This window comes from Candidatus Dechloromonas phosphoritropha (assembly GCA_016722705.1).
GTDB lineage: Bacteria > Pseudomonadota > Gammaproteobacteria > Burkholderiales > Rhodocyclaceae > Azonexus > Azonexus phosphoritrophus.
On the sequence record JADKGN010000004.1, the window covers coordinates 1,177,395 to 1,190,384 of the forward strand.

Consider the following 12,990-nt stretch of genomic DNA (forward strand, 5'->3'; position numbering starts at 1 on the left):
GCGCCACGGGAAGCAAATGCCTGGCAACGGGTTTTGTCAGGCTCATTTCGCGGATAGCGTCGAGCGGACAATGTCGTCGAGCAGCTTGATGAAATTGCGCTTCGGCTTGAACCTGACCCGCAACTCTGCCAGATAGTCGCCGAATTGTCGTGACTGATTCAGCGTTTTCATCAATCCGCCTACCTTGCGGATCAGCTTGATCGCCTCCGCGTAGGCTGCGTTGTTGGTCTGCTCGACGATGGGCGTCACCACGCGACGGTAGAGGCTGATGGCATCCTCTGGGCGAGCGGATTCCAGCTTGCTGGCCAGCGTGATCAGGGAATTGCGGTCACAGACACCCTGGTGAGCGGCCGTCCATGCCGCATCGAGGTCTTCTTCCCACAAGGCGATCGCTACCCGTAGCGAATGGTCCGGCGGCGAAGGCTTGGGTTTCCAGCGACTGGTTGCCGCGGCCTCGCTGGCAATCGCATCCGCGAGCCTGGCCAACGCTCGCTCGCGCTGCGCTGGCCACATGCCGAGTTTCCCGGAAACAACGTTGAGCTTCTTGAAGGTTTCCAGGCCGGGACGTTCCTCGAACTGGACCCAGGTCAGTTGCAGGGCCTCATCGTTGCGCTTGCGCTCGAGGTAGATCGCAACCAGGAAATCGCGCAGGTCGTCGCGCGGACGATCAGGGAAGGCCCTGAGGCCACGTTCGGCCCACTCCAGCGCCTCGTCTTTCCGCCCGGCCTTGGCGAGGATTTCGGCAATGCCGAGGTAGCGATAGGCCGATGAGAGATCCCTGGACTTGATCGCCACCAGTTCGTCGACGTCGCCGCTGGCTTCGGCCAGGCGCTCCATGATGCGGGTGATCGTGGCGCGATGGCTGTCGTAGCCATGGTCATCGCAACGGGGGCCGATCTTGCGCCACTCCGCCTCGGCCAGTTCGCGGTAGCGTTGCAGGCCCGTCTTGCCGAGGGAATCCCGGTACGTTGCGGCATCGAAATTGCAGATGCCGAATGGCAAAGTCGTCGTAAGACGGAACAGGCGTTCCGCCAGCGCCGCAGCATCCGGCTTGGCCATCGTGCACGCCCTGAGGTGCATCTCGCCCAGGCGAGAGGCGATACCGCCAATCTCGCCATTGGAGTCGTCAACCTGCTCCAGTGCGCCCTCGATGCGCTCAATGGCGTACTCGGCGAGATCCACCAGCATTCCTGCCGTGTCGGGCTGGAGCAGTTCGGCCAGTGAATCGGCAACCTGGTCGAGGTTTCCCGCGAAGGTACGGACCTCACGCCAGTCGACATATCCGTTGATGCTCGACGCATCGTCGATCGCGCGCCGGAAGGCCTTGGCCACATTGCCACCGCTCACCACTCGCTCGGCCTTCAGCAGCAAGGACTGGTAGAGCCTGTCATCGCGCCGGGTGACATCAAGCAGAAGCTCGATCAAGGCTTTCTGTGGCTGCGTACCCAGAAAATTCTCGATGTCCCGCCAGGGATCGCGCCGCTTCTTCTTCCCGGATGCGTTGCCGGATTCCGGCGCCGCCGCATCTCCGGCCAGCCAGGCCAGTCCGACAGCCACGCAATGCTTGCAGAAATAGCCATCGGCGGCGCGCGGACAAGTGCAGCCCCAAGCCAGATCACCGTCGTCGTCCCGCAGTTCAACCTGGTAGGCCTCGCTCCCCTGAACCCGAGCGCTAATCGTGTCGTCGGTTAAGCGCAGAGGCCCAACCGCGCCGCCGGAAAAATACTCCTCGCCGCGCCGGAAGGCTGCGGCGCCGGCAAGGCTTTCGAGTATCGCGGGGGTGAGCAGATCAGTAGTCACGAACTATCTCCCGATTCGTCCTCTGGCTGACAAAGCGTCCACTGGCGGGTTCCGGTCAGTGTCCACGTAACTATTCTCCAACGAATACCCGTCAATGCACCGTGCACACCATGCACGGATCGAACGAGCGGACGACGTGCTGGATGGTCGGCGGCGAACCTTCGCCGGCTGGCAGGCCGACCAGCGCCCGTTCCAGCGGACCGGGCTGGCCATCGGCGTCACGCGGCGAGAAATTCCAGGTCGTTGGCGCGATGATCTGGTAGCGCTCGATATGACCCCGCTTGACGCTCACCCAGTGCCCGAGGCTGCCGCGTGCCGCTTCGACCAGCCCGACACCCTGACCGGATTCGGGAAGCGCCGCCGCCTGGCAGAACGCTTCGCCAGGAACGATGTCGCGTACCCAGCGCTCCATCGCCGGCAGTACGCTGGCCAGTTCGATCATGCGGGCGACGATGCGGGCGGTGACGCTGGCGCCATGACGTGCGACCAGATCGCGCGCCAGCGGCTGGCCAGCAACGACCTGACGGGCCAGGGCGCCGGTCTCGAGAATCCGGCCGCCATAGCGCGGCGCCTTGCACCAGGTGTAGGCGCCCGCCTTGTCGGCATCGACGTAGGTTTCGCCCACCGCCGGTGGTTGCGGCGGACCTTCGAGCAACCAGGCGTGACGGCTATCCTCGGTGATTTTCCCGGTTTCCAGGGCGTCGACCGCGCCACTTGTCTGCCAGATGCCGCTGGCGAACAGCCCGTAGGCGCCATAGGACAGGAAACCATCGCCGGCGCGGCCAACCCTTTCCAGCGACAGGTCGTAAGCAGCTTGCAGGAAGTTCGGGAAATCGCCACCGCGCCCCTCACCCCAGGCGCGCAGTTCCGCCTCGCTTGCCAGCGCCGCGAAGGACTCCAGCGTATCGCCGATCAGCTCGGCTTCGAGAAAGGCACGGAAACCGCGTAGTAAGGCCAGGATACGGACCGCCTCGGCGCTCCCGATCGCCCGAGTGTTGCCGCCGGGCTGCATGGCCAGGGTATGCGGCCACTTGCCGGCGAGAAACCCAAGCAACTTGAGAAAATTGGCGCGCGCGACCAGCACCGCCGGCGCGCCACTGCCGGTGACCGCGGCAAAGCGGGCCGCGACTGCGGCATGCCAGTTGCGGTCGACATAGTCGGTGCGGGCAAAATCAGGCATGAAGAAGAGATAGAAATGTGTCAGGTGGTCGGCCAGGTTCTCCGTGGCCTGCACCAGGTACCGGGCCAGGCGGCCATTCCCCGGCATCTCGACGGCGCACAGGTCGGCCAGCGCCGCAGCGGCAGCGGCCGACTGCGCCACCGAACAGATACCGCAGATGCGCGGCACGATAACCAGCGCATCCTGCGCCGCGCGACCGATCAATATCTGCTCGAAACCGCGAAACAACGGCGAATTGACGCGCGCCGCCATGACCTGACCGGCGTCGACATCGAGACTGATTTCAAGGTCGCCTTCGACGCGATTGAAGGGCCCGAGGACAATGCGCCTCACTTGCTCGGCTTCCTGACGGCCGGGCGCACCACCGGGTGATCGGCCACGGCGTTTTCGCGCACCCGCTTCGGTGTCGCCGACTTGGAGAGTATGGAGAGCGCGACGAACCAGGCCTTCGGCATGTCCGTCGGCAGCCCGATGGGGATGCCGGCAATCTTCGGCGTCTCCTGGAAGGGGTGACCGGGTGCTTCGAAACCCGGCTCGGTACAGGCGATGCAGGCAAAGCCGCCGCGCAGGCAGGAACCAGCCCCGTTCCAGGTACGGACATTGCAGTCGGCATGCGCCTGGGTGCCCTTGCAGCCTAGATTTTCCATCAGGCAGCCGAGATCGGAGTGCTGCCGGGCGCTGGCCTTGAATTCGTAATACTCGTTGCGCGAGCAGCCATGGTGCACCAGTTGTTCGGCGTAAAGGAGCGGCCGGCCACATTCGTCGAGGTCACCCACCGTCAGACCGTCGAGCGCAAGTTTCTGCAGCGTATCGACGACCCAGCCGGGGTGGGCCGGACAGCCGGCAATGTTGACCACCGGCAGGCCGCCGGCCGCGACGAAGTCCTCGCCGAGCAGCCCGCCCGGCTCATCGCCGTCGTATTGCAGACCGCAGGCCTCGAGCGGATTGCCGGGGGTACTGGCCGAGAAGCCACCGAAGGCAGTACACGAGCCGATGGCGAATACCCACCGAGCGCGCCGGGCGAGACGCTCGACCCACTCGGTCATCGGACGGCCACTGCCGGCCATCAGGTGAAATTTTCCCGTGCCGTTTGGGCCGTGCAGCATCGCACCCTCGACACAGAGCACGTCGAACGGCGTCGTTCCGTCGGCGCAATCAACGAGCAGTTGCAGCGCCTCGGCGCCGCTTTCCAGCGACAGCGCCGGGTGCCAGGCGAACTCGATGCCGGCATCACGCAGTTCGTCGAACAAGGGTCGCGGCTCGGCGCACAGCAGCGACTGGGTGCAGCCGCCGCAGCCGCCGCTTTGCAGCCAAAGGATCTTCATTCGCTTGTCTCCAGTCCGTAGCGCGCCAGCTTGGCGCGCAGGCCGACACGCGACAGGCCGAGTTCGCGGGCGACCCGCGACTTGTTGCCGCGATGGCGCTGCATGGCTGATTTCAGAACCCGGGTTTCCAGCTGCTCCTGGCGCTCCTTGAGACTGCCGGCGAAGCTGTCGGACCAGACCTCCGCAGGCTCACCGCGGCTAACCGCGGGCGCGCGCAGGACACGCGGCGAGAGCAGTTCCGCCCCCAGCTTCGGGCCGTTGGCCAGCGCTACCATGCGCAGGATCTCGTTCTGCAATTCGCGCACATTGCCCGGCCACTCATAGGTGGCGAGCACCGCCAGCGCGTCGGTTGCGAAGCCGGTCACGATCTTGCCGAGAGCGCTGCAACTGGCATCGAGAACACGGTCGGCGAGCAACGGAAAGTCCATCGGCCGCTCGCGCAGCGGCGGCACATGAATGGCAATCGTCGCCAGCCGAAAGTAGAGATCCTCGCGAAAACGCCCGCTGCGCAGGTCTTCGTCAAGGTTGCGATTGGTCGCCGCGATAACGCGCACATCGACCGTCACGGCACGATTACTGCCGAGCGGACGGAATTCGCCCTCCTGCAACACGCGCAACAGCTTGACCTGGAACGCCGGGCTGGTTTCGCCGACCTCGTCGAGAAACAGCGTTCCGCCGTCGGCCTGCTGGAACAGACCGACACGGTCCTCGACGGCGCCGGTAAAGGCGCCACGCTTGTAGCCGAAGAGTTCGGACTCGAGCAGGGTATCGGGCAGCGCACCGCAGTTCTCGGTGATGAAAGGCCGGTCCGACCGCTGGCTCTCGTAGTGGATGGCGCGTGCGACCATCTCCTTGCCGGTTCCCGACTCGCCGGTGATCATCACCGACAGGTCGTAAGGTGCGACGCGCCCGATCATCGTGCATACATGGTCCAGCGGGCTGCCCGGTCCGCGCACCAGCGAGGTCAGCCCGAAGCGGCTGCGTAACTTTTCCTGCTTGCTCTCGACCCGCTGCCGCAAGGCCGGCGCGGCGGTGCGCAACTCGAGCGACAGCCTCTGGTTGTCCTGTTGCAACCGCCAGACTTCCGACGCACGTTGCAGGGTCAGCAGCAGTTGCTCCGGTTGCCAGGGCTTGAGCAGGTATTGCCAGATACCCGCCTCGTTCACCCCGGCAATGATGTCTTCGGCTGCGGTGTATCCGGAGAGGATGATGCGGATGACGTCGGGCCAGCGGTCACGGACCTGTTTGAGAAATTCCACCCCGGTCATGCCCGGCATGCGCTGGTCGCAGAGCACGATGCGGATGTCCGCGGTCGACTGCTCGTTTTGCAGGATTTCCATGCCCTCGGCAGCACCGGAAGCGGAAAAGACCTCGAAATCCTCCTCCAGCGTGCGGCGCAGCGCCTCCTGCGAACGCACTTCGTCGTCGATGACGAGAATGGCGGGCAGCTTGTGCGGGCGGGGCGGGGTCATTGGGGAATTTTCCAGTCGAGATCGCGGTGGCGGGCGAGGTGGCGCGGCGTCCACGAATGCGCCGAATGGGATACGAAATGATAGCGCGCGACGTGGTAAGAGGGGTCGAAACCGTAGAAATTGCGGCGCATTTCCTTCAGTTCCGCCGCGCGGTAGGCGGCCAGCGGCTTGCTGGCCTCATCGGCCAGCCGTTTTGCCCGTTTGGCGGCGAGACAGTCGGCAATATCCGGCGCCGCCGCCAGTTCGACGGCGCGGCGGGCGACATCGACGACGAAGCCGGGGCTCGGCAGGCAGGCGTCGTAGAAGCCGAGTTTGGCGGACTCGGCCGCCGTCATCGGCAGCCGGTGGCGCATGATGGCTTGTGCACCTTCTTCGCCAACCCGCGGCGGCAGCAGGTAGGTCCAGAATTCCGAACCGTAGAGATTACCCATGTTCTTGTAGTGCGGATTGAGCATGACGCCGTCGCGCGCCCAGACGAAATCGGCAGCGCGCGCCAGGAAGCAGCCGCCGGCTCCGGCGTTGCCGGCCAGTGCGGCGATGACGGTCTGCGTGTCGCAGCGCAGGATCGCCTCGGCCAGGTCGTCGATGGCGTTGATGTTGGCCCACGACTCGTCGGCCGGGCTGTCGGCCGCTTCGATCGTATTCAGGTGGATGCCGTTCGACCAGAAATCGCTGCCGCCGCTCAGCACGATGACCTTGGTCGGCCGCGTCGTCGCCCAGCCGAAAGCCTCGGTCAGGCGCCGGCACTGCGTCGTGCTCAGCGCGCCGTTGTAAAACTCGAAACTCAGGAAGCCGACGCCGGCCGCCTCTTCATAGGCGATGTCCTGCCAGGTCGCGGTCGGCGATTTCCAGTAACCGGCCAGCGCCCGTTCGGGCAAGTCGCCAGCCTCGGGGAAAGCCAGTGTCGCCGGCAACTTGATGCCGCCCGGCCGTTTTACATGGCCGATCCACAGCGCGCCATCGACGGTCGCTCTGCAGATGGCCGTCTCGCGACGCCCAAGCAGGCTGCCCGGTGCCCCCCGCAGTATTGCTTCCGGCCAGGCATCGAAGAGATGGCAGGGCTGGCCGAACAGTTCGTCGGCGATGCCGGGAAAACCATCGGCGGCATTCAGCCTGGCGATGATTGCGACACTGCCTTCTCGCTGCCACTCGATGACCCGGTCAGACTGTTTCATCAGCGCATGCGCCTGTCCGGGGTGACGTTCGGGGCTGAAATTTCCCTGTTTTACGCGGTCGACCGCAACGATCACCGCCTGCACCGCCGCTTCGGTCACTTCATTGCGATAGATCGACGACTTCTTGGCCGCTCGCAGCGGAAAGTTCGCCGTAGCCCAGACCGGACCGCCATCCATCTCCGCCTCGGCCTGAAGAACCGTCACGCCCCACTCGCCAGCGCCCTGCTGGATCGCCCAGTCGAGCGCCGACGGCCCGCGGTCGCCGACGATGCCCGGATGAACGACCAGGCAACGGTGGCGCGACCAGATCGACTCCGGAATCGCCCGCTTGAGGAAGGGCGCCAGGATCAGGTCGGGCCTGCACAGCGCCACTGCCTCCTCGCTCACCGAGTCGGCAATGTCGAATTCGATGCTGATTTCGTGGCCACGCGCCGCCAGTTCGCAATACAGGCGCTGGGTCAGGCTGTTGAAAGCGTGCGTGAGGAAAAGGATGCGCACGTCCGGCTCAGCAAATACGCGGCAACTGCTCGCCACTCAGCCAGTCCACGATGCGTCGGCCACCGAAGGCGGTGGTCATCTGGACAAAATGATGAGAATCCTCATGCACCGTCCCGACGATCGCGGCATCCGTTCCCAGCGGGTGGGCGCGCATCGCGGCCAACAGCCTTTCGGCGTCCGGTTCAGCGCAGATCGCCACTATTTTGCCTTCGTTCGCAACATAAAGCGGGTCCAAGCCAAGAAATTCACAGGCGGCCGCAACCGCCGGTTTCACCGGCAGCGCCCTCTCCTGCAGCATCATGCCGACGCCCGATTGCCTGGCGATTTCGTTCAGTGTCGTTGCCAGTCCACCGCGTGTCGGGTCGCGCAGGACACGGATATCGGTGCCGCTCGCCCGCAGCGCCGCGATCAGCTCATGCAATGCCGCCGTGTCGGAAACGATGGGCGACTCGAAGCCGAGGCTTTCCCGTTCGGCCATAATTGCCATGCCGTGATCGCCAAGCGTGCCGGAAACCATGATCACATCGCCCGGCCGGGCGCGGCAGCCCGACAGTTCATCACCCGGTGCCACGACGCCGACGCCGGTCGTCGTGATGAACACGCCGTCGCCCTTGCCGCGCTCGACGACCTTGGTGTCGCCCGTCACCACCGGCACGCCAGCCGCCATGGCGGCTTCCGCCATACTCTGCACGATACGCGCCAGATCGGCGAGCTTGAACCCCTCCTCAAGGATGAAGCCGGCAGATAGCCACAAAGGCTTCGCCCCCATCACGGCCACATCGTTGATCGTCCCATGCACTGAAAGGCAGCCGATATCGCCGCCGGGAAAGAACAGCGGCGAAACGACATGCGCGTCGGTCGCCATGACCAGCCGGCCTTCGCCCGGCGCCGGCAGCAGCGCACCGTCGTCGCCTTGGGCCAGGTATTCATTGCCGAGGTATTTGACGAACAGCTCCTCGATCAGTTGCGCCATCGCCCGGCCGCCCGAGCCATGCGCCATGTCGATCCGGCCATGCTTGATGTCGAGCGGCCGAACATAGCTCTTGCGAACTTCAGACATCCTTGTAGCGTCCATAGGTGTAGTGGGCGGCGCACGCGCCCTCCGACGAGACCATGCACGAGCCGATCGGGTTTTCCGGCGTGCACACGGTGCCGAAAATCTTGCAGTCCTGCGGGCGCTTGACGCCGCGCAGGATCGCGCCGCATTCGCAGGCTTTGTGATCCGGCACCGACTGGTAGTCGAGCGAAAAGCGCTTTTCAGCATCAAATTCGGCGAACGTGCGGCGAATACGCAGCGCCGAGTAGGGCAGGATGTTCAAGCCGCGCCATTCGAAGTTTTTCCGCATTTCAAATACTTCGGCTACCAGTTGCTGCGCCTTGAGATTACCGTCACGGTCGACGGCGCGCGAGAACTCGTTTTCGACCTCGGCGCGGCCTTCGTTAACCTGGCGGATCAGCATCTTGATCGCCTGCATCACGTCGAGCGGCTCGAAGCCGGCGATGACCACCGGTTTACGGTATTCCTCGGCGAAGAACTCGTACGGTCGACTGCCAATAATGGTCGAAACATGGGCCGGGCCGATGAAGCCATCGAGTTGCACTGTGCCCCACTGGCGCACCTCCGGCGATTCGAGAATGCTCGCAATCGCCGACGGCGTCAGCACGTGGCAGCACAGTACCGAGAAATTCTTCAGGCCGAGCGCGGCGGCCTGCTTGATCGCCACCGCCGTTGGTGGTGTCGTCGTTTCGAAACCGATAGCGAAGAATACGACATGCTTGTCCGGATGTTTTTGCGCCAGCGCCACCGCATCGGCACTGGAGTAGACCATGCGGATGTCGCCACCGCGCGCCTTGGCCTTCATCAGCGACAGGCCGTCAGAAGCCGGCACGCGCAAACAGTCGCCGTAAGTGCACAGCGTAACGTCCTCATCGAGCGCCAGCCGGATCGCCTGATCGACGCGACCGATCGGCAGCACGCAGACCGGGCAACCCGGGCCGTGGATCATCCTGACGTTGTCCGGCAGCAGATCGGTGACGCCATAGCGCGAGATGGCGTGGGTATGGCCGCCGCAAAACTCCATGAAATGGTAACGGTGGTCGGATCTGGCCTCGCGCCGGATGGCTTCGGCCAAGCCTTTGGCGACCTCGCCGTCGCGGAATTCATCGATGTATTTCATCAATGAAGTGCTGACGCTTCGTCCAGTTGCCCCAGTTCCCGGAACAGGGCGAGTGTTTTGGCGGCCTCGTCGGGGTCGAGCTTGTTCAGCGCATAGCCGACATGGACGATCACGTAGTCGCCGACGAGCACGTTGTCTACCAGCGCCAAGGAAATCTCCTTGCGCACACCGGCCAGATCGACCACTGCATTGTCGCCGGCGCGCAATTCAACGACTTGCGCGGGAATTGCCAGACACATTCAAACCTCCAATGTTCCCAGTCGGCGCCGTTCTTTAGCGCCGCCCTGCCAGCCTACCGAAAAAACCGCGCCTTGACACATGCCGCCGCGTCTCGATTGTCGGTTCCGGGACTGGTTTCGGCTCCGGCAATGACTCCGGTATTGGCGCGAGTACCGCCGCCAATGCATCGTGGGCGGCCTGGCGTGCCGCTGCCATGTCGGGCAAGGCGCTCACCGGGGCAATCAGCGGACAATACTGGTAGGGACCAAGGTCGGGATCATCGTCGGCGACAAATTGCAGCGTACCACAGGGTAGTTCGAGGTAGCGGCGCTCGCCGGCCGGGATGTCACCCCACAGCGCGCCGCCGCCGGAAATCAGGAATAAGTTCAGGAACCACGGCGTGATCATGACGCCCAGCCAGTCGCCCTCATGGCGCATAAAGCCGATCGCCGCCACCTCCAGTTGCGGATTGACGAAGGACAGGTCGCGCATGCGCGTCTCCCAGATCTGGCGGTAGTGGGCTTCGAGCAGGGCGCTCGGGTCGCTGTCACGGGCCGTCGCCGGGCGCACCAGCGGTGGCGCCAGAGCCGGTTTGCGAAGGCGCTCGCTCATCGTGGCGGAATGTCCTGGAAATATAGCGCCGGGTCATAGTCGCCGGCCAGCGCGGCGTCGAGCGCCGCCAGCGCATCCTCGATCTGCGCCAGTGTTTCGGGTTCGACCACTTCCCTGGCCAGGCCCAGCGAGGTCAGCAGCCAGGTACCGACCGGCTGCGGGCCGACCAGCATCATGTTGATCAGCTCGCGGCGGCCCATCCGCTCGACCCAGGCGAAATCGCCCTCACCCTCCAGGGACACTAGCTGCATGGGTATCGACAGGCACATCACGTACGCTCCGCGACCGTCAGGCCGCGTGCCCGGATTTCGCCGACGGCGAGTGCTACCAGTTCCGGTACCCGGGCCGCCACGGCAGACGTCAGCGCCATGCCCAGCGCCATCGACTCCGGCTCGATGCCGATGATGATCGTCTCCGCTGGCGAGCGGCCGATCAATTCGAGATTGGCGAGAACATCCGAAAGCCCGACCTGGTGCGGCGACAGCTTGGTCCGGAAAAACACCGGCACCGCGTCGCCCCTGAGCAGGACATGGGTGGCGGGTGGGCGCCCGCCGCGCACGCAGTCGACGACAATCAGCAGATCCAGGTTCTCCAGTTGTTCGAGCATTTCCATGGCGCTGGTGCCGCCATCGATGACCTCGACCTCGGGCGGCAGACGCCAGCCATCAGCCAGCGCTTCGACAACGCGGACACCGACGCCTTCGTCGGAGAGGAGGATGTTGCCAATTCCGAGAACCACGATGCGCATGATCTCACCAATAAAGCGGGGCGCGAAAAGTGTCGCGCCCCGAAGGACCGAAAACCTTACCTTGGATCAAACGGCCGTCACGGTAACCGCCGATTTATTCTGCTCGTCGACAACATGGACAGCGCAGGCCAAGCAGGGGTCGAAGGAATGTACGGTGCGTAAAACTTCGAGCGGCCGCTCAGGATCAGCCACCGGATTGCCGACTAGGCAGGCCTCATAGGCGCCCGGCGTGCTGTTCTCGTTGCGCGGCGCGGCATTCCAGGTGGTCGGCACGACGCACTGATAGTTCTTGATCTTGCCGGAGTCGATCACGACCCAGTGCGAGAGCACGCCGCGTGGCGCTTCGTGGAAGCCGACGCCGCGCTGCTCACCCGCCGGAAAAACCGGATGGTTAAAGGTGGCAAGATCACCCTTGGCCATGTTGGCGACCAGCAGATCCCATTGCTTCGCCAGTTCGTCGCATTGCACCGCGCAGCCAATGGCCCGGGCCGCGTGGCGTCCGATGGTCGAATGCATGGCGTCGAGCCCGACCTTGGCGCCGGCCAGGCTGGATACCAGATCGAGCGCCGTGGTCGCGTATTGCTTGGTTGGCTCGTGGCCGGCGGCCAGCATGCCGAGAACCCTGGCCAACGGCCCGACCTGCATCGGCTTGCCGTAGAAGGTGGGCGCCTTGAGCCAGGAATACTTGCCGTCGTCCTGGAAATCGGTGTATTTCGGCGTCGTCTCGCCCTTGTACGGGTGCAGCGACTTGTCGTCGCCCCCCTTGTAGTCATACCACGAGTGCCTGACCGCCTCCGAAACGCCATCGACGAGATACGGGTCACCAAACGTCTTGATCGGCTTGAAGCTTTCCAGTTTTCCACCCTCGATGTAGCCGCCGGGGAGCGCAAACTCGGTGCCCTTGCCATCGAGCGGGATGTCCGGCACGCTCAGGTAGTCGGTGATGCCACGCCCGTACTTGGTCCAGTCGGCGTAGAAGGCACCGATCGCGGCAACATCGACGAGATAAACGTTCTTGACGAAATCGTCGAGCGATTCAATCCATTTCCTGACCGCCATCAGGCGCTCGAGGGTCAGCACCGACTGCGAATCGAGCGACAGCGGATTGGAGACACCGCCGACGGCGACATTCTGGATATGCGGCGACTTGGAGCCGAGGATGGCGACGATCTTCGAGGCGTGGCGCTGGATTTCAAGTGCCTGCAGGTAATGCACGACAGCCAGCAGATTGACCTCAGGCGACAGTTTCATCGCCGGGTGGCCCCAATAGCCGTTGGTGAAGATGCCGAGCTGGCCGGTGCCGACGAAGCCCTTGAGCCGGTCCTGAACTTGCGTGAATTCGGCCTTGCTGTTGCCGTTCCAGCTGGACAGGCTCTGCGCCAGAGTCGCCGCTTTGCCCGGATCGGCCTTGAGTGCGGAAACCACGTCGACCCAGTCGAGCGCCGAGAGGTGGTAGAAGTGCACGATATGGTCATGGACGGTGTGGGCCAGCATGATCATGTTGCGGATGTACTGGGCGTTGATCGGGATTTCCAGTTGCAGCGCGTTTTCCACCGCGCGCACCGAGGCCATGGCATGAACCGTCGTACACACGCCGCAGATACGCTGGGTGATCGCCCAGGCATCGCGCGGATCGCGACCGATCAAGATGGTCTCGACGCCACGGAACATCTGGCCGGAAGCCCAGGCCTTCTTGACCATCCCGCCGTCGACTTCGACGTCGACGCGCAGATGGCCTTCGATGCGGGACACCGGGTCGATGGTTACTCGTTTGGACATTTCTA

12 protein-coding genes are annotated in these 12,990 nt (G+C 64.2%); all 12 read right to left on the minus strand.

Going from position 1 to position 12,990, the window contains the following annotated elements:
- Positions 1-42 precede the first annotated feature (42 nt).
- Positions 43-1,800 carry an SWIM zinc finger family protein gene (locus IPP03_11425; GenBank protein ID MBL0353227.1) on the minus strand — a complete coding sequence of 586 codons (1,758 nt, stop codon included), beginning with the start codon at positions 1,798-1,800 and terminating at the stop codon, positions 43-45.
- A gap of 91 nt (positions 1,801-1,891) precedes the next feature.
- Positions 1,892-3,313 carry a nickel-dependent hydrogenase large subunit gene (locus tag IPP03_11430; GenBank protein ID MBL0353228.1) on the minus strand — a complete coding sequence of 474 codons (1,422 nt, stop codon included), beginning with the start codon at positions 3,311-3,313 and terminating at the stop codon, positions 1,892-1,894.
- Entirely contained in the window at positions 3,310-4,305 is a 996-nt protein-coding gene (locus IPP03_11435) for a HupU protein (GenBank protein MBL0353229.1), read from the minus strand. The genes IPP03_11430 and IPP03_11435 overlap by 4 nt, the downstream gene beginning before the upstream one ends.
- A complete protein-coding gene (locus tag IPP03_11440) occupies positions 4,302-5,777 on the minus strand; it encodes a sigma-54-dependent Fis family transcriptional regulator (GenBank protein ID MBL0353230.1) in 1,476 nt (491 codons plus the stop codon). Before IPP03_11440 ends, IPP03_11435 begins: the two co-directional genes overlap by 4 nt.
- Positions 5,774-7,450: a hydrogenase maturation protein gene (locus IPP03_11445; protein MBL0353231.1), complete on the minus strand. Its 1,677-nt coding sequence runs from the start codon at positions 7,448-7,450 to the stop codon at positions 5,774-5,776. The genes IPP03_11440 and IPP03_11445 overlap by 4 nt, the downstream gene beginning before the upstream one ends.
- Before the next feature lie 7 nt (positions 7,451-7,457).
- On the minus strand, positions 7,458-8,510 hold the full coding sequence (gene hypE / locus IPP03_11450) for a hydrogenase expression/formation protein HypE (GenBank protein ID MBL0353232.1): 1,053 nt from the start codon (positions 8,508-8,510) through the stop codon (positions 7,458-7,460).
- Positions 8,503-9,627 carry a hydrogenase formation protein HypD gene (gene hypD / locus IPP03_11455; protein MBL0353233.1) on the minus strand — a complete coding sequence of 375 codons (1,125 nt, stop codon included), beginning with the start codon at positions 9,625-9,627 and terminating at the stop codon, positions 8,503-8,505. Before hypD ends, hypE begins: the two co-directional genes overlap by 8 nt.
- Positions 9,627-9,866, minus strand: coding sequence for a HypC/HybG/HupF family hydrogenase formation chaperone (locus IPP03_11460; GenBank protein MBL0353234.1), 240 nt, complete (start codon positions 9,864-9,866; stop codon positions 9,627-9,629). Before IPP03_11460 ends, hypD begins: the two co-directional genes overlap by 1 nt.
- A 34-nt stretch (positions 9,867-9,900) precedes the next feature.
- Positions 9,901-10,458 carry a [NiFe]-hydrogenase assembly chaperone HybE gene (hybE, locus tag IPP03_11465; protein ID MBL0353235.1) on the minus strand — a complete coding sequence of 186 codons (558 nt, stop codon included), beginning with the start codon at positions 10,456-10,458 and terminating at the stop codon, positions 9,901-9,903.
- Positions 10,455-10,727: a HypC/HybG/HupF family hydrogenase formation chaperone gene (locus IPP03_11470; protein MBL0353236.1), complete on the minus strand. Its 273-nt coding sequence runs from the start codon at positions 10,725-10,727 to the stop codon at positions 10,455-10,457. Before IPP03_11470 ends, hybE begins: the two co-directional genes overlap by 4 nt.
- Entirely contained in the window at positions 10,727-11,206 is a 480-nt protein-coding gene (locus IPP03_11475) for a HyaD/HybD family hydrogenase maturation endopeptidase (protein ID MBL0353237.1), read from the minus strand. Before IPP03_11475 ends, IPP03_11470 begins: the two co-directional genes overlap by 1 nt.
- 66 nt (positions 11,207-11,272) lie before the next feature.
- Positions 11,273-12,985 (minus strand): nickel-dependent hydrogenase large subunit, encoded by a 1,713-nt coding sequence (locus IPP03_11480; GenBank protein ID MBL0353238.1) that lies wholly within the window; start codon positions 12,983-12,985, stop codon positions 11,273-11,275.
- Positions 12,986-12,990 lie beyond the last annotated feature (5 nt).